The organism is Nonomuraea salmonea, assembly GCF_042428605.1.
GTDB classification, from domain to species: Bacteria; Actinomycetota; Actinomycetes; order Streptosporangiales; family Streptosporangiaceae; genus Nonomuraea; species Nonomuraea salmonea.
The window spans coordinates 204,807-226,044 of the sequence record NZ_JBHMCF010000042.1 but is presented as its reverse complement, the minus strand read 5'-3'; the positions used below and the strand labels follow the sequence as shown (position 1 = coordinate 226,044).

19 protein-coding genes are annotated in these 21,238 nt (G+C 71.7%); 11 read left to right on the top strand and 8 right to left on the bottom strand.

Features of this window, described 5'->3' with window-relative positions:
* Window positions 1–61 precede the first annotated feature (61 nt).
* Genes ACFFR3_RS39165 through ACFFR3_RS39155 form a run of 3 tightly spaced genes read right to left on the bottom strand, consistent with a single transcriptional unit; the run spans window position 62 to window position 1,997 of the window.
* Complete coding sequence (locus ACFFR3_RS39165) at window positions 62–535, bottom strand: hypothetical protein (protein ID WP_355420417.1); 474 nt, start codon at window positions 533–535, stop codon at window positions 62–64.
* Window positions 532–1,809 (bottom strand): amylo-alpha-1,6-glucosidase, encoded by a 1,278-nt coding sequence (locus ACFFR3_RS39160; RefSeq protein WP_364377536.1) that lies wholly within the window; start codon window positions 1,807–1,809, stop codon window positions 532–534. The genes ACFFR3_RS39165 and ACFFR3_RS39160 overlap by 4 nt, the downstream gene beginning before the upstream one ends.
* A 29-nt stretch (window positions 1,810–1,838) precedes the next feature.
* Window positions 1,839–1,997, bottom strand: coding sequence for a hypothetical protein (locus ACFFR3_RS39155; protein WP_345399440.1), 159 nt, complete (start codon window positions 1,995–1,997; stop codon window positions 1,839–1,841).
* A 176-nt stretch (window positions 1,998–2,173) separates the two neighbouring features.
* Here ACFFR3_RS39155 and ACFFR3_RS39150 point away from each other — a divergent pair, with 176 nt between their 5' ends.
* On the top strand, window positions 2,174–3,349 hold the full coding sequence (locus ACFFR3_RS39150) for a hypothetical protein (RefSeq protein ID WP_364377538.1): 1,176 nt from the start codon (window positions 2,174–2,176) through the stop codon (window positions 3,347–3,349).
* A gap of 46 nt (window positions 3,350–3,395) precedes the next feature.
* On the opposite strand, the gene ACFFR3_RS39145 is transcribed toward ACFFR3_RS39150, so the two are convergent.
* The gene (locus tag ACFFR3_RS39145; RefSeq protein WP_345399434.1) at window positions 3,396–3,539 is read right to left on the bottom strand and encodes a hypothetical protein; all 144 of its coding nucleotides are present in this window, start codon (window positions 3,537–3,539) and stop codon (window positions 3,396–3,398) included.
* Here ACFFR3_RS39145 and ACFFR3_RS39140 point away from each other — a divergent pair.
* From ACFFR3_RS39140 to ACFFR3_RS39115, 6 genes are read left to right on the top strand one after another with little or no spacing between them, the layout of a single operon-like run.
* On the top strand, window positions 3,529–5,475 hold the full coding sequence (locus ACFFR3_RS39140) for a serine/threonine-protein kinase (protein ID WP_345399431.1): 1,947 nt from the start codon (window positions 3,529–3,531) through the stop codon (window positions 5,473–5,475). The two genes, ACFFR3_RS39145 and ACFFR3_RS39140, sit on opposite strands and share 11 nt — an antisense overlap.
* On the top strand, window positions 5,475–6,314 hold the full coding sequence (locus ACFFR3_RS39135) for a PP2C family protein-serine/threonine phosphatase (protein WP_364377542.1): 840 nt from the start codon (window positions 5,475–5,477) through the stop codon (window positions 6,312–6,314). Before ACFFR3_RS39140 ends, ACFFR3_RS39135 begins: the two co-directional genes overlap by 1 nt.
* On the top strand, window positions 6,307–7,593 hold the full coding sequence (locus tag ACFFR3_RS39130; protein ID WP_364377544.1) for a vWA domain-containing protein: 1,287 nt from the start codon (window positions 6,307–6,309) through the stop codon (window positions 7,591–7,593). Before ACFFR3_RS39135 ends, ACFFR3_RS39130 begins: the two co-directional genes overlap by 8 nt.
* Window positions 7,593–8,255, top strand: a complete 663-nt coding sequence (locus ACFFR3_RS39125) for an FHA domain-containing protein (RefSeq protein ID WP_379484762.1) — start codon at window positions 7,593–7,595, stop codon at window positions 8,253–8,255. Before ACFFR3_RS39130 ends, ACFFR3_RS39125 begins: the two co-directional genes overlap by 1 nt.
* Complete coding sequence (locus tag ACFFR3_RS39120; protein ID WP_345399416.1) at window positions 8,252–9,634, top strand: GlnX family signal transduction membrane protein; 1,383 nt, start codon at window positions 8,252–8,254, stop codon at window positions 9,632–9,634. Before ACFFR3_RS39125 ends, ACFFR3_RS39120 begins: the two co-directional genes overlap by 4 nt.
* Window positions 9,631–10,437 (top strand): transporter substrate-binding domain-containing protein, encoded by an 807-nt coding sequence (locus tag ACFFR3_RS39115; protein ID WP_345399413.1) that lies wholly within the window; start codon window positions 9,631–9,633, stop codon window positions 10,435–10,437. The genes ACFFR3_RS39120 and ACFFR3_RS39115 overlap by 4 nt, the downstream gene beginning before the upstream one ends.
* A gap of 44 nt (window positions 10,438–10,481) precedes the next feature.
* Here ACFFR3_RS39115 and rpoD read toward each other — a convergent pair whose 3' ends face one another.
* Window positions 10,482–11,585, bottom strand: coding sequence for an RNA polymerase sigma factor RpoD (rpoD, locus tag ACFFR3_RS39110; RefSeq protein ID WP_241563834.1), 1,104 nt, complete (start codon window positions 11,583–11,585; stop codon window positions 10,482–10,484).
* Window positions 11,586–11,939: 354 nt separating this feature from the next.
* A complete protein-coding gene (gene dnaG, locus ACFFR3_RS39105) occupies window positions 11,940–13,781 on the bottom strand; it encodes a DNA primase (protein ID WP_345399407.1) in 1,842 nt (613 codons plus the stop codon).
* A 183-nt stretch (window positions 13,782–13,964) separates the two neighbouring features.
* Here dnaG and ACFFR3_RS39100 point away from each other — a divergent pair, with 183 nt between their 5' ends.
* The gene (locus ACFFR3_RS39100; protein ID WP_345399404.1) at window positions 13,965–14,888 is read left to right on the top strand and encodes a M23 family metallopeptidase; all 924 of its coding nucleotides are present in this window, start codon (window positions 13,965–13,967) and stop codon (window positions 14,886–14,888) included.
* Here ACFFR3_RS39100 and ACFFR3_RS39095 read toward each other — a convergent pair.
* Window positions 14,854–16,011: an NAD(P)/FAD-dependent oxidoreductase gene (locus tag ACFFR3_RS39095; protein WP_364377553.1), complete on the bottom strand. Its 1,158-nt coding sequence runs from the start codon at window positions 16,009–16,011 to the stop codon at window positions 14,854–14,856. The two genes, ACFFR3_RS39100 and ACFFR3_RS39095, sit on opposite strands and share 35 nt — an antisense overlap.
* Window positions 16,012–16,066: 55 nt before the next feature.
* A complete protein-coding gene (locus ACFFR3_RS39090; protein WP_364377555.1) occupies window positions 16,067–17,287 on the bottom strand; it encodes a deoxyguanosinetriphosphate triphosphohydrolase in 1,221 nt (406 codons plus the stop codon).
* Between the two features lie 80 nt (window positions 17,288–17,367).
* Between ACFFR3_RS39090 and ACFFR3_RS39085 the strand changes: the two genes are divergently transcribed.
* The 3 genes from ACFFR3_RS39085 to ACFFR3_RS39075 all read left to right on the top strand — a co-directional run bounded on the left by ACFFR3_RS39085 (window position 17,368) and on the right by ACFFR3_RS39075 (window position 21,169).
* Window positions 17,368–18,867: a M48 family metallopeptidase gene (locus ACFFR3_RS39085; RefSeq protein ID WP_364377557.1), complete on the top strand. Its 1,500-nt coding sequence runs from the start codon at window positions 17,368–17,370 to the stop codon at window positions 18,865–18,867.
* A gap of 115 nt (window positions 18,868–18,982) precedes the next feature.
* The gene (locus ACFFR3_RS39080; RefSeq protein ID WP_345399398.1) at window positions 18,983–19,660 is read left to right on the top strand and encodes a protein-L-isoaspartate O-methyltransferase family protein; all 678 of its coding nucleotides are present in this window, start codon (window positions 18,983–18,985) and stop codon (window positions 19,658–19,660) included.
* Between the two features lie 141 nt (window positions 19,661–19,801).
* On the top strand, window positions 19,802–21,169 hold the full coding sequence (locus tag ACFFR3_RS39075; protein WP_379484761.1) for a DUF4832 domain-containing protein: 1,368 nt from the start codon (window positions 19,802–19,804) through the stop codon (window positions 21,167–21,169).
* Window positions 21,170–21,238: the final 69 nt, after the last annotated feature.

Sequence of the window (21,238 nt, the reverse complement as noted above, 5' to 3'; positions counted from 1 at the left end):
GAGGCCGTACACCCCCGCTCGCCCATGCCCGTACCGGCGGACCCCTGAGAACCCCTAGGGGTCAGACGCCCATGCTCCGCCGTACGCCCTCCAGCGCCTGCTCGGCCTGGGCGCGCAAGCCGGGGTCGGTGGGGTCGAGGCCGTCGTCGAAGACGAGCGTCCAGCCGAGCACCTCACCGCCGGGCGGACGCCGGGCCACCAGCCGCACCCCTCCCCTGCCCGGCAGGCTGACGTGCTTGTTGACCACGATCGTGGAGTTGACCCGCTCGCGCACGGTCTCGGGCAGCAGCCGCGGCTCGGCGATGTGTTCGACGTGGCGTTCGCCGCCGGTGGTGAGGACGCTGACGCCCGTCTCGTCCCACGACGCCCGGTCGATCTCCTCGTACGGCACCCGCGTGCCGTCGGACAGGTGGAGGGCGAGGTTGGTGGCGACGACGTGGCCGTCGGCGGAGGCGGCGAAGGTCAGCACCCGCTCGCCGCGCTCCGTCTTCAGCGAGGTGCGCACGTCGGCGGGCAACCGGCGGAAAAGGCTCATTGCACCACGTTATCCGCGAGCAGGTCGAGGGTGAGCGCCGCACTCCAGGAGAAGTCGCGGCAGCCGCGCCCGCTGCCGTCGAAGGGGTCGAAGCATTCGCGGAACCCGGCCTGGCGGACGAGGCGGAGGGTGCCGTGGGCGAGCTGGCGGCCGAGGTGGTCGAGCGAGTGCACGGTGGCCGCCCTGCGCAGCAGCCAGTTGGTGTTCACCCAGGAGGGGCCGCGCCAGTAGCGGGTGCGGTCGAACTGGGCGGCGCGGATCTCGCAGCTCGGCACGGGGTAGCCGGTGGCCCCCATGAACCGGGCCGATTCGAGCACCTCGACGGCCGCCTGGACGTGCTCGGCGGACAGCCCTGGATCGAGCAGCGGGCCGAACGCGCCGACCGTGCACACCCTGATGAGCCGGTCGGCGCGCAGGTCCCTGGCGAAGAAGCAGCCGTCCCAGAGCCGGTCGAGCAGCGCGTGCCTGATGCGTTCCGCCCGTTCGAGCTGGGGCGCGGGGTCGGCGCCGGCGAGCGGCGCCAGCTCGGCCATGGCCTGGCAGGAGGCCAGCCAGATGCCGTTGAACATCGGGTCCTCGACCGCGAACGGATGCTCGTCGCGCAGGTAGCCGGGGCTGTAGCCGGCGTCGCGGTAGTGCAGGGCGAGCCAGACGTAGCGGTCGTGGTCGCTGCCGGGGTGGCGCTCCTCCATCTCGACGGGGCGGTTGCCGTACCGGATGGCGGGCACGGCGGCGAGCGGCTCGTCCCAGGCCGGGCTGTCGTCCATGCCCGACTCCCACGGGTGCACGATCGCGGCCAGGCCCGCGCCGCCGAGGTCGCGGGTGGCGGCGAGGTAGTCGTGCTGGGCGGCGATCGCCGGGTACGTCGCCCGGACGAACGCGGCGTCGCCGGTGTGCCGGTAGAGCCACCACAGCGCCAGCCCGTGCAGGGGCGGCGCGGTGAGCCCCGAGGTGAGCACGCCCGGCGCGGCGTCGTGCTCCTGGGAGCGCCAGACGGAGGGCCCGGGGAAGTACGCCTCGCGGGTGTGGAACACGATGTGCGGCACCATGCCGGTCGCCCACTGGCCGCGCAGCAGGCTGAGCAGCTCGTCACGGGCGCGGTCCGGCCGGTGCCTGGCCAGACCGATCACGATGAACGCGGAGTCCCAGCTCCACTGGTGGGGATAGAGCCCCGGTGCGGGCACGGTGCCGGCGCCCGTCCAGTTCGCCTCGAGCACGCCCAGGGCCTCGCGCCCGAGCGCGGCGTCGTCGACTGCCGGCCGCGCCTCCATCATCCAACTATGACCGCGGAAACCCGCTGACGCTATGTCCTCTTGAGCACCTTCGACAGGAAGGCGACGCCGAAGAGGACGGCGGCGATGACGAGCGCCCACTTGAGCAGGGTGAAGACGAAGCCCACGAGGGGGCCGAGCAGCAGGAGCGCGGCGACGACGGCCGCGATGATCAGAAGTACACGTCCCATGCCTGAAACGCTAAGAGATCGTTAAGTCAATTGCAGGCGACATGGGGTTAGATCAGGGACAAGTCAGGGGTCCCCCTAGCTAAACGACCTAAAGCCGTCGAACCCGCCGCTGTGGCGGTATAAACGGGGCATCGGGGGGCCTCCTCACGGGGAGCGTGATGAGCCTGGGACCACCAATGAGCCGCGAGGGCGCCGATCATGCCCTGCGGGCCCGCGCGGACGAACGCGACCGCATCTCCGGCGACCTGCTCGACCTCGAATCCCACACCACCTACCGGCTGCTCAAGGACGCGTCGTTACGCGGCGCCACCGAGCGGCGCTGGGCCGCTGCGCGGGAGTCGCTGGCCGATCTGTGGTCCCTGTACGACGCCTACCGCGCCGTGCTGCGCGAGGCGGAGCAGGTCAGGGCGAGCCGCGGCCGGCTGGGAACGGACCAGCTCGCGCGGCTCACCGAGCTGCTGGCGGGCGAGTCGGTGGTGCTGCGCGCGGCGGCCAAGCCGGTCGAGCGGCGCTCGCTGCGTCCCGAGGCCGACGAGCGGCTGACGCTCGACGCGACCGTGAGCCGGATGGACACCGCCTTCCAGGAGGTCACGGGCGCGCTCAACGACATCGACGCGGTGTGGAACGCGTTACTCCCCCGGCTCGACGAGGCCGCCGCCGACCTGCGCCGGGTCAGGGAGCTGGCCCGCGAGCTGGGCGAGAGCGCGGAGCCCGAGACGGTGTTCGCCGCCGAGGAGGCGGAGCTGGCGCGGTTGCGGGCGGCGGTCGTCGAGGACCCGCTGGGCTCCGCCGCCGGTCCTGAGCTCGACCGGATAGCGGGACTGCTGGCCGCCGGCCGGGCGGAGCACGAGCAGGCGATCGTGGTCAAGGCCGAGTACGCCGTGCGCCGCGAGAACCTGGTGGCGGCGCTCGACCACGTACGCGCGGCGGAGAGCGAGGAGCGGCTGGCCCACGGCGCGGTCGTCGTGAAGATCGCCCTGCCGCCGCAGGCTCAGCCGCGCAGCAGGGTCGAGGCGCTGGCGGCTGAGCTGGCCGCGCTGGACGTCTCGGCCGACCCCTGGGTGCTGCGGGCCAAGCGGCTGACGGCCCTGGAGAGCGACGTCCGTGCCGCCGAGGAGCGGGCGCGGACCACTGCCAAGGCCCTGTACGGCCTGGTGGGCCGGCGTGACGAGCTGCGCGGGCGGCTCGGCGCGTGCCAGGCGATGGCCGTACGGAAGGGGCTGGCCGAGGACCCAGCGGCGGCAGAGCGGTACGAGCGGGCGCGCGCCCTGCTCTGGAGCGCCCCGTGCGATCTCACGAGGGCGGCCGCGGCCGTCGACGACTACCAGCGCGCGATCCACGGAGGTAAGTGATGAGCCGCTGCGCGCAGCCCGGCTGCACTGGAACGATCGAGGAGGGCTACTGCGACCTCTGCGGCACCGCGGAGAGCCCGGCTCCCCTTCCCACCGGCCCCGCGTCCGTCCCCTTACAGACGAGGCCGGTGAGCAGGTCGGTCAGCTCGCCGTCGAGCAGCGGCAGGTCGCGGGCGGGCGTGCTGGCCACGATCGCGGACCTGCCGTCGATCCCCTACCGCGACCCCGCGACGGCGGTGATGGCCGACCCGCAGGTGCCGGAGGAGAAGCGGTATTGCGCGAACCCGGCGTGCGGCAAGCCGGTGGGCCGCTCCCGCGAGGGACGTCCAGGGCTGACGGACGGGTTCTGCCCGCACTGCCGCACGCAGTTCTCCTTCACCCCGAAGCTGGCCAAGGGCGACCTGGTGGCGGGCCAGTACCGCGTGCTGGGCTGCCTGGCGCACGGCGGGCTCGGCTGGATCTACCTCGCCTCCGACGAGAACCTGGACGGCCGCTGGGTGGTGCTCAAGGGCCTGCTCAACACCATGGACGCGGAGGCGCTGGCGGCGGCGGAGGCCGAGCGGAAGTTCCTCACCACGGTCGACCACCCGAACATCGTCAAGATCTTCAACTTCCAGCGCTCGGCCGGCCTCGGCTACATCGTCATGGAGTACGTCGGCGGCCAGTCCCTGCACGAGCTGCGCCGCCAGGGCCCGCTGCCGCTGCGCGAGGTCCTGATGTACGGCAGGGAGCTCCTGCACGCCTTCGGCTACCTGCACGAGCAGGGATTGGTCTACTGCGACCTCAAGCCGGCGAACGTGATCAGGGTCGGCAAGCGGCTCAAGCTCATCGACCTGGGCGCCGTGCAGCCGTTCGGCTCGCCGGTGGGCTCGTCGTGGGTGACGCCCGGCTACCACGCGCCCGAGCTGGAGTCGCGGCCGTCGTCGGTGGCCTCCGACCTCTACACGGTGGCGCGGACGCTGGCGGTGCTGGCGATCTCCGGGTTCAGCCCGGCGTCGGGCGGCGTGCCGAACCCGCTGCCCGAGGACTGCGGGCATCCGTCGTTCACCCGGCTGCTGCGGCGGGCGACGGCGGCGGATCCGGCCGCCAGGTTCCAGAGCGCGTGGGAGATGGAGGAGCAGCTCGTCGGCGTGCTGCGGGAGGTCAGCGCGCTGGAGGACGGGGTGCCGTACCCGGCGCCTTCCACGCTGTTCGGGCCTGAGCGCACGGCGGTCGGCACGGCGCTGTCGGAGTCGGATGAGCGGGTGTTCGGGCCGCTCGACCCGATGACGGCCGCGGCGGCGCTGCCGGTGCCGCTGACGGACCCCGGCGACCCGGCGGCGGGCGCGCTGGCCGGCCTGCTCGGCAGCGAGGGGCCTGAGCTGATCGCGCAGCTCGCCGGCATGCCGCAGACGCCGGAAACGAAGCTGATGCGGGTGCGGTTGCTGGCCGAGGAGGCGTCCGCCGAGGCCCCCGCGGTGCTGGACGAGCTGGAGCGCGAGCTGCCCGGCGACTGGCGGGTCACCTGGTACCGCGGGGCGCTGGCGCTGGCCGCCGGCCAGGCGGACCTGGCGGTGGCGTGCTTCGACGCGTGCCTGTCCGCGCTGCCCGGCGAGCTTGCGCCGAAGCTGGCGCTGGCCTTCGCGCTGGAGTGCGCGGGCCGGCCGGCGGCCACCTGGTACGACGTCGTCTGGCGCACCGACCGCGCCTACGTCAGCGCGGCCTTCGGGCTGGCCAGGTCGGGCCGGATGGAGGTGCTGGACGAGGTGCCCGCGACGTCGGTCTACCGGGTGGCGGCCCAGGTGGCGCTGGCGGCCTCGGTCGTACGACGGCCGGACCTGACCGGGCTGCAGCCCTCCGACCTGGTGGCCGCGGTCGACCGGGTGAGCAACCAGAAGGGCCTGGACGCGCGGCACCGCGACGTGCTCACCGCCGAGTTGCTGGGCGGCGCGCTGTCCTGGCTGGAGACCGATCCACCGGCACCGCCGAAGGGCATGCGGCTCGGCGGGGCGCCGTTCACCGCGCAGGGGCTGCGCAGGCGGCTGGAGTCGATCTACCGCAGGCTGGCCGTGCAGGCCGACTCCCGGCAGGAGCGGCACGCCTTCATCGACCTGGCCAACTCCGTGCGGCCGAGGACGTGGTGGTGATGGGCGCGATGTGTCCGGTCTGCGAGCGGCCCGTGGTGGCCGGCGACACGTACTGCGAGGCGTGCGGGCATCCGCTGGGCGCGCCCGCCTGCGCGGCGTGCGGGGCGGCGGCGGTGGACGCCGACGGCTACTGCGAGCGGTGCGGGGTGCGCCAGCCGACCGGACGCGACCACGCCGAGCTGGTGCTGCCCGGCGGCGCGGCGGCGGTGACCGACCGGGGGCTGCGGCGGGCCCGCAACGAGGACGCGATGGCGCTGCGTGAAGCCGGCGCTTCGATCGTGAGCGTGGTGTGCGACGGCGTCGGCAGCTCGCCCAGGGCCGACGAGGCGTCCGCGGTGGCCGTCGAGACCGCGGCGGCGGCCCTGGCCAGGGGGCTGCCGGACGAGGAGGCGTTCGCGCTGGCCGGGCGCGCGGTGACCAAGCTCGCGACCTCCCTGGACGACGCCCCGGCCTGTACGTACGTCTCGGTCGTGGCCGAGCCCGGCGGCAGGGTGCGGCTGGCGTGGGCCGGGGACACGCGGGCGTACCTGCTGCCCGGCGGCGAGCTGCTGACCGAGGACGACGTGGTGCCGACCGGCGAGATCACCGCCTGGCTCGGAGCCGACGCCGACACGGCGGCGCCGCACATGCGCACGTTCACCCCCCGGAGCACCCCGCAGGGGCCCGGCCTGCTGCTGGTGTGCAGCGACGGCCTGTGGCGCTATCTGGACGGCTACGCCTTCCCCACGTCCGGCACCCCGGCCGAGATGGCGCGCGAGATGCTGCGCCACGCGCTCGACTCCGGCGGCCAGGACAACGTGACCATTGTCGTGATCCCCCTAGGAGACCCCCATGAGTGACCAGCCGGCCTTCACGCTGACCATCGACCAGAACAAGTACCTGTCCCTTGACGGCCGCGAGGTGCACGCCATCCTGACCGTCGGCGCGACCGGCACGGCGACCGTGCGGACGTCGGCGACGGAGGCGGCCGAGGTCATCATCGTGGACACGTCGGGTTCGATGAGCGGCAGCAAGATCCGCGAAGCGCGGATGGCGGCGGTGACGGCGGTGCAGACGCTGCGCGACGGGGTGCACTTCGCCGTGGTGTCCGGGACGAACCGGGCCAAGGTCGTCTATCCCCCGTCCGGTGACCACCTGGCCATGGCGAGCCCGGCGACCAGGGCCGAGGCGGAGCGGGCCATCGCCCGGCTGAGCGCCCACGGCGGCACCGCGATCGGCGAGTGGATCAAGCTGGCCGGTCACCTGCTGACCGCGCACCCCTCGGCGATCAAGCACGCGCTGCTGATGACCGACGGGCAGAACAACCAGAGCGACGACACGTTCGCCGACGTGCTGGCGGCGTGGAGCGGCAAGTTCGTGGTCGACAGCCTGGGCGTCGGCGACGACTGGGTGCCGGCCGAGCTGCGCAAGGTGGCCGAGGCGATGCTGGGCACCTTCGACTTCGTACGCAACCAGGGGGACCTGCCGGAGTACTTCCGCAGGCTCACGCAGACCTCGATGAGCAAGACCGTGCCCGACCTGGCGCTGCGCGTGTGGGTGCCGCAGGCGGCGCGGCTGAAGTTCGTCAAACAGGTCTCGCCCACGCTGCTCGACCTGACCGGCAAGCGCACCGACGTCAACCCGCTGACCGGCGACTACCCGACCGGCTCGTGGGGGCAGGAGGAGCGCGAGTACCACATCTGCGTCGAGGTGCCGCAGGGCCAGATCGGGCAGGAGATCAGGGCGGGCTGGGTCAAGCTGGTACGCCCCGACACGCAGGAGGTCGTGGCCAGCGGCAACGTGCTGGCGCAGTGGACGGACGACCTGGCGCAGTCCACCCGCATCAACGGCAAGGTCGCCCACTACACCGGCCAGGCCGAGCTGCACGACCTGATCCAGGACGGGCTGAGCGCCCGCGCGATGGGCGACACCGACACCGCCACCGCGCGGCTGGCCAAGGCGCACCGGCTGGCCGCCGAGTCGGGCCGCGAGGACACCGCCCGGCTGCTGGAGAAGGTGGTGGAGGTCGATCCGGCCACCGGCACCGCGCGGCTGCGGCGGGCCGTGGACAAGGCGGACGAGATCGAGCTGGACACCGGGTCGGTGCGGACGAGCCGGCTGCGCAAGGAAGGAAGCTGATGGCGACCTGCCCGCAGGGGCACCCGTCGGGGGCCGACGACTACTGCGACGTCTGCGGCATCCAGATGGCAGGACCGGCCCGGCCGGCGTCCCGACCGGCCCCTCAGCCACAACCCCAGCCCCAGCCCCAGTCCCAGCCCCCGTCCCCGCCTGCTGAGGGCTGCCCGGTCTGCCGGACGCCGCGTGCCGGGCAGTTCTGCGAGGTGTGCGGCCACGACTTCACCGGCGCCGCGCCCGTGGCCGCGCCGGTGACGGGGGTCAGGTGGGAGGCCGTGACCGCCGCCGACCGTACGTACTACGAGAAAGTGGTCGCCGAGGGCGGGCCTGACGCCGCGGTGATGGCGTTCCCGCCGTACTGTCCCGAGCGCTCGTTCCCGCTGCACGGCGACCAGGTACGCATCGGGCGGCGCAGCCGCGCCAGGAACCTCGTGCCCGAGATCGACCTGACCGGGCCGCCCGAGGACCCCGGCGTCTCCCACCTGCACGCGGTGCTGCTGGCGCAGCCCGACGGCTCGTGGCTGCTGGTGGACCCGGGCTCGTCCAACGGCACCCAGGTCAACGGCCGCACGCTGCAGGTCAACGTGCCGACCAGGATCGGTCCCGGCGACCGGATCCATCTGGGCGCGTGGACGGTGATCACCATCAGGGAGGGCACGCCATGACGATGGTGCAGACCCCGCCGGGCGCGCTCGCGCCGGTCACCGTGTCGAAGCCCGTACGGCGGCGCAGCGTGCCCGGCCGCATCCGCGTCATCTCCGGCGTCACCGTCGCCTCGCTGGCGCTGCTGTTCGTCGCGCTCGCCGTCGGCAGCTCCACCGCCCGCGAGGGCCTGCGGGTGATCGGCCGCGACGCCGGCCCGCAGGTCGTCGCCACCGCCGGGCTCTACCTGGCGCTGAGCGACATGGACGCGCAGGTCGCGAACGTGCTGGTGATGGGCAAGGAGTATGCCGAGCAACGCCGGGCGGCGCTGGCCCGCTACGACGCGCGGCGGGCCGAGGCGGGGCAGGCGCTGCTGAAGGCGTTCGAGCTGTCCGGCGACAACGCGGCCGAGCGCACCACCGTGCAGTCGGTGCTGGACGGGCTCGGCCGCTACGAGCGGCTCGCCGGGCAGGCGCTGCTGCTCGACCAGCAGGCCGGCCACGCTCCGGGGGCGCCGCCCGAGAACGTGGTTCGCACTTACCGGCAGGCCACCGACCTCATGCGGCAGGTGCTGCTGCCGCAGGCGTACAACCTGACCTTGGAGAGCGGCACGATCGTGCGCGCCACCTACGACGACAAGGCCGTCATGGTGCCGCTGCTGCGCGTCGCGGTCGTGGTGGCCGGGCTGGTCGCGCTGGGCTGCCTGATCTGGATGCAGGTGTTCCTGGCGCGGCGCTTCCGCCGGGTGTTCGGTCCCGCGCTCGTGGTGGCGACCGTGACGACCGCGGTGGCGCTGGGGTTCGGGGTGCACGTGCTGGGCCAGGACGAGCAGGCGCTGCGGACCGCCAAGTCGGCCGGGTTCGACTCGGTGCTGACGCTCGCGAAGGCGCGCGCGATCAGCAACAGCATGCAGGGCGACCAGAGCCGCTTCCTGCTGGACAAGGAGCGGGCCGACACCTACGAGCACACGTATCTGGACAAGTCGCTGACCGTCCTCTACTACGACGTGGGCAACCTGACCGGCTACCACGGCGAGATGCGCACCGGCTCGAAGGACTTCCTCGGTCTGCTGGGGCCCGAGCTGGTCGGCTCCCAGGGGGCGGCGGTCTTCGACGCCTACCGGGCCTTCCAGGCGCAGGACAACAGGTTCCGCACGCTGGCCCGGCACGCCACGCCCAGCGAGGCCGTCGAGGCCCGCATCGGGCCCGTCACGGCCGCGTTCAACGCCTACGACAAGGCGCTGGTCGGCCTGACCGAGACCCATCAGAAGGTGTTCAGGCAGGCCATCGCGGCGGGCGAGGGCGCGCTGGACAACCTGTGGCGGCTGCTCCCCTACGCCATCGGCGCGATCGGGCTGCTGGTGATCGCCGGGGTGTGGCCACGACTCAAGGAGTACCGGTGAAGCGGGCGCTCGCGGTGGTGCTGCTCCTGGCCGCGGTGGCGGTCACGGGCTGCGGGATGAACGGGCAGGAGTCGATCCTCGACAAGGACAAGCTGGTCATCGGGGTGCGCTCCGACCTGCCGTCGGTCGGGTTCAGGACGTCGGAAGGCGGATACGACGGCTTCGACGTGGACGTGGCCCGCTACGTCGCGGGCAAGCTGGGCAAGGAGTTCTCCTTCGTCGGCGTGCTGGCCGCCGACCGGGAGAAGGTGCTGAGCAGCGGTCGGGCCGACATGGTGCTGGCCACGTTCACGATCGACCAGGACCGCAAGCAGCGGGTGCTGTTCGCCGGCCCGTACCACATCTCGTACCAGGACATCCTGAGCAGGAAGGACGAGCGGATCGCGGACGTGCGCGACCTCGAGGGCCGGCGCATCTGCGAGGTGCAGGGCTCGAACGCGGCCCAGCGGGTCGTGACCGAGCGCGGCGTGGCCGCGCGGGTCGTGCCGGTACGCGACTACGCGCAGTGCCTGACGGCGCTCAAGGGCGGCCAGGTGGACGCGGTCACCACCAACGACGTGATCCTCGCCGGGCTGGCCGAGCAGGACGGCTCGGGGCTGCGGCTGAACAACGCGCAGTTCAACGAGCAGCGCACCGGGGTGGGCCTGCCGAAGGGCGACGTGGCGGGCTGCGAGGCGGTCAACCGGGCGATCACCGCGATGTACCAGGACGGGACCGCCGCGGAACTGCTGAAGAAGTGGTTCGGCAAGTCCGGGCTCCAGCTGGGCACGGTCGCGGTGCCGCAGTTCGAGGGCTGCTCCTGAGCAGGGGAAAGGGGACGGCCGTGGCCGTCCCCTTTGCCCTGTGATCAATCCAGGTAGTCCCGCAGCATCTGCGCGCGCGTCGGGTGGCGGAGCTTGGCCAGCGTCTTCGACTCGATCTGCCGGATGCGCTCCCGCGTGACGCCGAACTCCCTGCCCACCTCCTCCAGCGTGCGCGGATGGCCGTCGGCCAGGCCGAAGCGGAGCTGGATGATGCGCTGCTCCCGGTCGGAGAGCGTGGCCAGGATGTCGTCGAGCTGGTCCTGCAGCATGATGAAGGCCGCGGCCTCCATCGGCACGACCGCGTCGGCGTCCTCGATGAAGTCACCGAGGTCGGAGTCCTCCTCGCCGATCGGCGACTGCAGCGACACGGGCTCCTGGGCGATGCGCTGGATCTCGACCACCCGGTCGACCGGGAGGTCCATCTCCTTGGCGATCTCCTCGGGGATCGGCTCACGGCCGAGATCCTGGTGGAGCTGCCGCTGCACCCTGACGAGCTTGTTGATGGTCTCCACCATGTGCACGGGGATGCGGATGGTCCGCGCCTGGTCGGCGATGGCCCGCGTGATCGCCTGGCGGATCCACCAGGTGGCGTAGGTGGAGAACTTGTAACCCTTGGTGTAGTCGAACTTCTCGACCGCCCGGATGAGGCCGAGATTTCCCTCCTGGATCAGGTCCAGGAACAACATGCCGCGGCCCACGTACCGCTTGGCGATGGACACCACGAGCCTGAGGTTGGCTTCGATGAGCCGCTGTTTGGCCCGCGTGCCCTGCCAGACGAGCTCCCTGAACTCAGGGAAGGCCAGACGCGAGACCCCGTTGGCCAGTTTGTCCTCGGCGAACAGACCGGCTTCGATCGACTTGGCGAGCTCCACCTCCTCCTCAGCGGTCAGCAGGGGCACCCGGCCGATCTCTCTCAGGTAGATACGGACGAGATCGCTGGTCGGCGCCCGCTTGCCTACGTCCTCCTCATCGGCGCGGGTGGATTCCTCGTCGCCCTGCGGCTCGAGGACCTCCACGCCGTTCTCGGCGAGCATGCGTACGACGCGTTCCAGCGCGTCGGACGGCAACTCGGATCGGTCAAGCGCGGCTGCGACGTCATCGACGGTTACGCTCCCGCGCTCCCTTCCCTTCGCGACGAGGTCCGCCACCTGATCTACGGATGGCGGTCCACTTGGCAGCACCGATGCACCCACGAAGGACAGTCTGCAGTATTGGTTCCATCAAATGGCAGACCCATTTTTGTCACCGAAGGTAAGGCCCTCGTCTTTGCCGAATTGAGATCGCTTTAAGGTTTGGCCCGAGTTTGATCAGGAAAGTAAAGTCAATTACGCGGTCTGGAATCACGCGCCCGACGCCGCCGTCTGGCCGGGCGCATCTCTTTCGCTGCCTTCGTCACGTTGTCCATCTGCTTTGTCCGGCATTGGACCGCGCCACATTCCCTGGTCAACCGCCCTGTTTCGGCGCGTTGATCGCAGCCGAACTGTTACCTGAGTGAGCCGGGCTCAGCCGCCCGCGACGCGGTCACGCAGCACCCGGCGCTGCTGCTCCAGCGCGACCAGCTCGCCGAACAGCTTGTTGTACTCCTGCTGCTCCTCGACCGGGTTGAGCCGCTGGATGCGGGACTTGACCTGGGCGATCGCCCGATCGACCGGCATCGCCTCGGCCGCGGCCATGATGTCGTTGGCGTAGCGCTGCTCGGCGTGGGCGTCGGCGTGGATGGGCTCGACCGCGAACCTGGTCACCAGCGCGCGCGTGCTCTCCTCGTGGGCCTGCTCCATCAGCCGGTCGACCCACTCGCGCCCGCCGTGACCGGCCGAGACGACGCCGCCCGCGGCCACGATGACCTGGTGCAGTGCCGAGTGCTCAGGCGTGGTGAACGCCTGCGCGTCAAGCGCGTCGAAGCGCGGCCCGAGCAGCGCGGGCCGCTGCACGGCGAGCTTGAGCAGCTCGCCCTCGACCCGGATGCTCGGATCGACCGGAGCCGCCTGCGGGGCGCGCCGGGGGCGGCCCTGCTGGGCGCCCGAGACCTCGGAGATGCGCTGCATGACGAACCGCTCGTCCATGAATCCGAGCCAGCGGTCGAGGTCGATGGCGTAGCGCTTGCGCAGCCCCGGGTCCTTGATGCCGGCCACGATGGGCGCGGCGGCGTCGAGCGCGGCGATCTTGCCTTCGTTGCTGCGCAGGTCGTAGCGGGAGATCGTGCTCCTGATCGCGAACTGGAACAGCGGCTCGCGGCTCGCGATCAGGTCGCGCACGGCCGCGTCGCCCTGCTTGACGCGCAGGTCGCACGGGTCGAGCCCGTCGCCCTGCACGGCGACGTAGGTCTGCGTGACGAACTTCTGCTCGTCGGCGAACGCCCGCAGCGCCGCCTTCTGGCCCGCCGCGTCGCCGTCGAAGGTGAAGATGACCTCGCCGCGGAACTCGGCCTGGTCGAGCAGGAAACGCCGCAGGATCTTGATGTGCTCCTCGCCGAACGAGGTGCCGCAGGTGGCCACGGCGGTGGGCACACCGGCGAGATGGCAGGCCATCACGTCGGTGTAGCCCTCGACGATCACGGCCTGCGCGCGCTTGGAGATCTCGCGCTTCGCAAGATCGATTCCATAAAGGACCTGGCTCTTCTTGTAAAGCGGCGAGTCAGGCGTATTCAGATATTTCGGCCCGTCATCGGAATCAAGCAACTTCCGCGCGCCGAATCCGATCACATCGCCGGTGGCATCCCTGATCGGCCAGATCAGCCGGCCCCTGAACCGGTCGATGGGGCCGCGCCTGCCCTCTCTGGACAGGCCGCCCTTGACCAGCTCGTCGACGGTGAAGCCGCGCCCGAGGAGATGGCGGGTCAGCGCCTCCCACTCGGCCGGCGCGTAGCCCACCCCGAACGTCTCGGCGTCGGCCCGCTCGAACCCGCGCTCGGACAGGAAGCGCCGCCCTGGGGCCGCGTCGGGGCTCATGAGCTTGTCGGCGTAGAACTCGGCGGCCGCCTTGTGCGCCTCGATCAGCCTGGCCCGCTCGCCGTGGTCGCGGCGCGGGGCGTAGCCGCCCTGCTCGTATTGGAGCTGGATGCCGGCCCGCTGGGCGAGCCGCTCGACCGCCTCGCTGAAGGAGAGGTGCTCGATCTTCTCGACGAACGTGATCACGTCGCCGCCCTCGGAGCAGCCGAAGCAGAAGAACATGCCGCGCTCGGGGGTGACGTTGAACGACGGCGTCTTCTCGTCGTGGAACGGGCACAGCCCCTTGAGGTTGCCGCCTCCGGCGTTGCGCAACTGGATGTGCTCGCCGATCACATCGGCGATGGGGGAACGCTCGCGCACGAGCGCGATGTCGACGTCACGGATCCGGCCAGCCACGCCGGTGAGTCTATTCCGCCCCACCGACGGTTCGGCTCACCGCGGGTGTCTCCGGCATGGGGAACGGGGAGGTAGCGGAGGGTATCCGCGCGGCTGCTAAAGGAGGAAAGCGGCAATGCGGGGGCTCCCGGTCGGCTACAAAGGTAAAGGTTGTCGGTGGAAACGGTGACACGGGTGGAGAACATGCGATCGGGGCATATCGGACGATGGGCGGCCGTCACAGGCGCCGTGCTGCTGACCGGTGCCTGCAGCCAGGCCGGCCTGGCGGGAGTCGGCGCGAACCGGCCGGTCGCACCCGCCACTGTGCCCGCGTCGGGCCCCGCGGGCGGCGGCGCGGCCGAGCCGACACCGACCCTCTCCCCGTCGCCCTCGCCCTCGCCCAGCCAGGCGGCCGAGAAGCCCGAGGGCGACGACCCGGTCAAGGTGCCGCCGCCGAAGCTGTCGAAGTACACCTACACCTTCCCGGTGAAGGGCTGTAAGACCACCTACCAGCGCAAGCTGCTGGTGCTGCCCAAGACGACGATCTGGGCCAAGCAGGGCTGCTCGTTCGTGGCGCCCGTGGACGGCGTCGTGGACGAGGTGAACACCTCCGACACGTGGTCGCCGGCCACGGACGCGGGAGCGGCGCGCGAGGGCAGGTTCGTCACGATCATCGGCGCCGACGGCGTGCGCTACCTCGGCGGCCACCTCGACTCCGTCGCCGGCGGGATCAAGCCCGGCACGAAGGTCAAGGGCGGCCAGGTGCTGGGGAAGGTGGGCAGGTCGGGCAATGCCCGCGACACCGGCTCGAACCTGTACTTCGCGATCTCGTGGAAGACCGGCCCCGCCTACTGGTGGGTGCGCAGGGGCATGGTCGAGCCGTGGGACTATCTCGACGCCTGGCGCAAGGGCAACCGCACGCTCTCGCCGCGCGAGGAGACCATGAAGCTGCGCGGCAAGCTGGGCGAGACCCCGCGCTGCACCGTGCAGTGTCTCGGCAAGGTGGCGCCGGCGCAGACGACCAGCAGCACCCCGAAGCCGACCAAGAAGCCCAAGCCGCGCAGGACGACCAGCGAGGAGGACGTCGTCACGCTCAACCCGACGATAGCTCCTTTGCGTCCACAGTGACCCCCGACCTGATCAGCTCCTGGATGTCGGCCACGACGTCCCAGACGTTGACGTTCATGCCGGCGATCACCCGGCCCTCGCGCAGCCAGTACGCGATGAACTCCAGCCCGTCGGGGTCGCCCCGGTAGACGATCTCGTCGTGGCCCGAGACGTCGCCGGAGAACTCCATGCCCAGCTCGTACTGGTCGGTGTAGAAGTACGGGACGCGGTCGTGGACGACCTCCTGGCCGAGCATCGACCTGGCCGCCGCGGGGCCGCCGTGCAGGGCGTTGGCCCAGTGCTCGACGCGGATGTGGCGGCCGTACAGCGGGTGGTAGGACTCGGCGACGTCGCCGGCCGCGTAGATGTCGGGGTGCGAGGTGCGCAGCGCCGCGTCCGTACGGACGCCCTGCCCGACGTCGAGCCCGGCGTCGCGGGCCAGCCAGACCTCCGGGGCCGCGCCGATGCCCGCCACGACGAGGTCGGCGGTGAGCCGCTCGCCCGAGCTGAGCCGCACGCCGGTCTCGGTGACCTCCGCGGCGGCGGTGCCGAAGCGCATGTCGACGCCCTTGCTGACGTGCAGGCGGGCGAACAGCTCGCCCAGCTCGTGGCCGAGCGCCCGGTTGAGCGCCGTCGGCTCGGGCTCGACGACGGTGACCTCGCAGCCGGCCGCCCGCGCCGCCGCGGCGGTCTCCAGGCCGATCCAGGAGGCGCCGACGACCAGCACGGACGCGCCCTCGGCGAAGCGCCGTCTGAGCGCCTCGCTGTCCTCGGCCGTACGCAGGTAGTAGGCGGGGCCCGGCAGCCGCCTGGGGACGGCTCCGGTGGCGATCAGCAGCTTGTCGTAGGGCTGCCTGGAGCCGTCGGCCAGGCGTACGACGTGGTGGCCCGGCTCGATGCGGGTGGCCCGCAGGCCGAGCCGCAGGTCCACGTCGTTGTCGGCGTACCAGGCCGGCTCGTGGACGAAGATGCTCTCCCGCTCGCTCCTGCCCTGCAGGTAGTCCTTGGACAGCGGCGGTCGTTCGTAGGGGCGTTCGGCCTCGGCGCCGATCAGCACGATCTCGCCGTCGAAGCCTTCCTCGCGCAGCGTCTGCGCGGCCTTGGCCCCGGCGAGCCCGGCGCCGACGATCACAAATGTGGCCATGGGCGCAGTATCCGCCCGGCGGGGTCCGCGCGAAAGCGGATCCCGCCAGGTGTGCTCACCGGGAGAGGCGGCGGTGCCAGGCGACGGCGGAGGTGTCGGTGAGCGAGGCGATCTGGTCGATCACCACCCGGACGCGGGCGGCGTCGTCGGCCGCCTCCAGGTACGCGGGACGGAAGGCGGGCTCCAGCGTCTCCGGCGCCCCCAGCGTGATCAGGGAGGCCAGCTCGGTGATGAGGTCGCGCTGCCTGGCCTGCTTGGCGTGGTGGTCCTCCGTGGTCATCACGTAGTGCGCGGTGACGCCCTTGAGCAGCGCGCACTCCAGCCGGGTGGCGCGCGGGACGACGAGGTCGGCGCGGTGGCGGGAGCCGTACACCTCCTTGGTGGCAGCCTGCGCCGAGCGGCAGAAGCGGCCGATGAGGCCGCTGGTGAGCGCCTTCAGCCCGGCCAGGTCGGCGAGGGTGGCCGCGAAGTGGCGCGGCCACAGCGGGTCGTCGATCAGCCGGGCGAAGACCTCCTCCAGTTCGCCGAGGCCGGCGCCGGGGGCGTACCAGGTGCGGGTGGTCTCGCAGACGTCCGCGCGCTCGATCGGCGACCGCAGGGCCTCGGGGGTGACGTGGCCCGAGGCGAGGGCGTCCTCCAGGTCGTGCACGGAGTAGGCGACGTCGTCGGCCCAGTCCATGATCTGCGCCTCGAAGCTCACCCGGCCCTCGGGCGCGCCCTCCCTGATCCACGCGAACACCGGCAGGTCGTCGTCGTAGACGCCGAACTTGGGCGAGACGTCGCACGTCCACGGGTACTTGATGGAGGCGTCGAGCGCGGCGCGGGTGAGGTTGAGCCCGGCGCTGCGGCCGTCCTCGGTGAGCACCTTGGCCTCCAGCCTGGTGAGCAGGCGCAGGCTCTGCGCGTTGCCCTCGAAGCCGCCGCAGGAGGCCGACAGCGCGTTGAGCGCCACCTCGCCGTTGTGCCCGAACGGCGGGTGCCCCAGGTCGTGCGCCAGGCAGGCGGTCTCCACCAGGTCGGGATCGACGCCCAGCGTGGCGCCCATCTCGCGACCCACCTGGGCGCATTCGAGGGAGTGGGTCAGGCGGGTACGCGGAATGTGCTGGCCGCCGCCCGGCGTCTCCCCCGGGCCCACGACCTGCGTCTTCGCGGCCAGCCTGCGCAGGGCGGCGCTGTGCAGCACGCGTGCTCTGTCACGCTCGAACGCGGAACGTTCGGGGTTGCCGGGTGGTTCCGGAACCCAACGCTCCTGATCGTGCTCGTCGTAGTACGGCATCTGTGCGGTGATTTTATCCAGTTTCGTCTCTCCGCTAGTGTCAAGCCTCGCGAGAACCCCTTCCCCGGGAGCCCTCCCCCATGACGACAGCATTCCGAGCGGTGTTGGCCTTCACCCTGCTCGCCGGCTTCTACGTGCTGGTCGGCCTCATTCTGGCAGCCGCGGTCTTCTTCGACGTGCTGCTCGTGGTGGACTTCCACGCCAACCTGGTCAAGTTCGCGGTCGTGTTCACGCTGGCCGCGGGCGCGCTCGTCCGTGCGCTGGTGATGGTCAGCAGGCGCGGCGACGGCGAGCAGCCGGGCGTGGCGGTCGGCCGCGAGCACGAGCCGGTGTTGTGGCAGACGGTGGAGGAGCTGGCCCAGCGCGTCCGTACGGCGCCGCCCGACGAGATCAGGCTGGTGCCCGAGGTGAACGCGGCGGTGTCGGAGGACACCAAGTTCCTCGGCATGAAGGCGACCAGGCGGCGCATGTTCATCGGCCTGCCGCTGCTGCAGACGCTCACGGTCGACGAGTTGCGCGCGGTGCTCGGCCACGAGCTCGGCCACTACAGCGGCGCGCACACCCGGCTGGGCGCGCCGGTCTACCGCGGGCGGGTCTCGCTCATCGCGACCGTCCAGGGGCTGCGCAACCACCCGTTCGTGCAGCGCCTGTTCACCTGGTACGCCAAGCTCTACCTGCGCATCTCGCAGGCCGTCTCGCGCCGGCAGGAGCTGGAGGCCGACCAGTTCGCGGTGGCGATCGGCGGCCGGCAGGCCATGGCGGGCGCGCTGCGCAAGATCCACTCGACGGCGGCCGGCTGGGACCTGTACGTCAACAGCTACCTCGTGCTGACCGGCGCGGGCGGCGCCAGGCCCGCGACCGTGTTCGGCGGCTTCCACGCGCTGATGAGCGACCCTGAGCGGCAGTCGCAGCTCGCCAGGCTGGCCGAGCAGCCCGACGAGGTCTCGCCCTACGACTCCCACCCGAGCCTGTCCGAGCGCCTCGCGGCCATCGAGCACCTGCCGGAGCCGCAGCAGGTGCCCGACCCGCGCTCGGCGCTGACGCTGCTCATCGACGCCAACGTGGCGGTGCAGGCCGTGGAGCAGTCGATGTGGAGCCAGGAGGCACTGGCGACACTGCGTCCCGTGCCGTGGGAGGACCTGGTCGCCCACGGCATGTACGCCGGCCGCAACGCCGACGCCCTGCACGACCTGGCGGTGGCGGGCCAGCAGGTGATGGGGGCCTCGCGGCCGTACCTGGACGCGGCCTTCGAGGCGATCGCGCGCGGCAGGCAGGCGGAGCTGGAGGCGAAGCTGCTGGAGCAGGGCTGGAACCCGTCGCCGACGCTGCTGTCGGGCGTGCTCGGGCAGGCGCTGGAGGCGGTGCTGATCCAGCTCGGCCAGGCCAAGTGGACGCTGTCGTGGTCGGGGCCCGCGCGGCTGCTGTTCGACGACGGCGAGGAGGTGGCGCTGACCGAGTACGCCGCCCAGGTCGCGACCAACCCGGCGGCCGTCGCGGGGCTGCGGCAGTGGCTCGGCGACCACGGGATGCGCCACGACTACGTGCCGCTCGACGTGCCCAGCCCGGCCGCCCTGCACTGACGAGCACGCTCGCGCGCAGGGAGAACGCGGACGAAAACATCGGCGATCCCTTGCCAGGTTGCGATCCGTGGCCTTACGGTCACCGTTAGCATACGGACGGCCTGGAGGAGGCCATGTGAGCAGGCAGGACGGCGGGGCCAGGGCGATGCTTCCGCACATCGCCTGGCGGCTGGAGGAGATGCTCGCGGCCATCGCCGAGCGCAGGCCGCGCGCGACGGGCGCGATCGAGCAGGCGCTGCGCAAGGTGCCGCGCCACTGGTTCGTGCCCTCGCGCGGGCTCGTGCTCGAAGATGACGGCGCGCGGCCGATCGACCGCGACGACGATCCCACGGCCTGGTGGGACGCCGTCTACTCCGGGCGGCCGATCGCCACGCCGAGCAGCCGCGACCCGAGCTCCTACCGCTGCGTGGCGCTCGCGCCGAGCTGCGTCGTCGATCTGCTCGAGTTGCTGGACCCGCGTCCCGGGCAGCGGATCCTGGAGGTGGGCACGGGCAGCGGATGGATCACCGCGCTGCTGTGCCGGCTGACGGGCGAGTCGGGCAGCGTGACGTCGGTGGAGGGTGACGCGACCGTGGCCGAGGAGGCGTGGCGGAACCTGGTGGCGGCCGGGGTGCGTCCTCACCTGATCGTCGGTGACACGGCGCGGGGGTGCCCCGAGCGGGCGCCGTACGACCGGGTGCTCGCGCCGGCCGTCATGCCCGACACGTGGGTGGCGCAGGCGCGGCCGGGCGCGGTGATCGTCGGGGGGAACGACCGGGCGGCGATGCGGCTGGTGGTCCCTTCGGACGACTGACACTTACCGGGGACTCCACTGTTAAGCATGGGAGGGCATGGCTTTTTCCTGGGTTCCTGTTGGCGAGGTCTTGACTTAATTCTCATGGACTCCATGATTAGTTGCGCAAGCCCGAGACCCCCGGCATGCCTAGGGAGCCCCATGCCCAAGCTCGCACGCACCCTCGCCCTCCCGCTCCTCCTCTGCGCGTCCTTACTCACCGCGCCCCCGGCCCTGGCCGCCGGCAAGGCGGCCACGGTGACCTACGCACAGAGCGGCGCCGACGTCGCCAACCCCGAGCGCGGCTTCTACCACCACACCGGCGACTGCGACAAGAACGACTTCGACGCCGACACCCTGCGGAGCTACCGCACGAACGAGAACATCTCGCTCGTCATGTGCGTCTTCTACCTCGCCGAGTTCACCGGCCGCCCGCTCAGCCAGGCCGCGCTGGCCCAGCTCCAGCAGCAGTTCGACACCGTACGGCAGGCCGGGCTGAAGATGATCCTGCGCTTCGCCTACACCACCTCGGAGGACGGCGCCGACGCGCCCAAGGACCGCGTGCTGGCCCACCTCGACCAGCTCGCCCCCTACCTGCGGGCCAACCAGGACGTCATCTCCGTCATGCAGGCCGGCTTCATCGGCGCCTGGGGCGAGTGGTACTACACCCAGAACTTCGGCAACGCCGGGAACGTCACCGCCGCCGACTGGGCCAACCGCAAGGCCGTCGTCGACAAGCTGCTGAGCGTCCTGCCCTCGACGCGGATGGTGCAGCTGCGCACCCCCAAGTTCAAGCGCACCCTCTACTCCACCACGCCGGTCACCCCCGGGCAGGCGCACGGGGGCTCCGCCGTGGCGCGGATCGGGCATCACAACGACTGCTTCCTCGCCGGCCCCGACGACTACGGCACCTATGAGGACGCCGCCGTCGAGTACCCGTACCTCTCCTCCGACACCGCCCACGTCGCGATGGGCGGCGAGACCTGCAACCCCAACCCGCCCCGCTCCGACTGCCCCACCGCCCAGGACGAGCTGGCGCGCTTCCACTGGTCGTACCTGAACGCCGACTACCACACCGGCGTGCTCGAGAGCTGGAGCACCGGAGGCTGCCGGGCCGCGGTCAGCCGCAGCCTCGGCTACCGCCTCTCGCTCGTCTCCGGCACCTACCCGGGCACGGCCACCCGCGGCGGGCGGCTCCCCGTCCGCATCACGGTCAGGAACGACGGGTACGCCGCCCCCGTCAACCCGCGCGGCCTGGAGCTGGTGCTGCGCGACACCGCCACCTCCGCCGTCACCCGCATCCCGCTGTCCGCCGACCCGCGTAAGTGGCAGGCGGGTGGCACGACGACTGTCGCGCAGACGGTCACGCTGCCCACGTCCTTGCCGGCCGGCAGCTACGCGCTGCTGCTCGGCCTGCCCGATCCCTTGCAGCCCTCGCGGGCCGAGTACGCGATCCGGCTGGCCAACGACGGCACCTGGGAGGCCACGACCGGCCTGAACAGGCTGCTGCACACCGTCACCGTGCGCTGAGGCCCTCCTGCGACGGGGAGGGCGGCGCGCTTATTCGGTTGACCGGCCGTCCCAGAGGTCAGGACGATG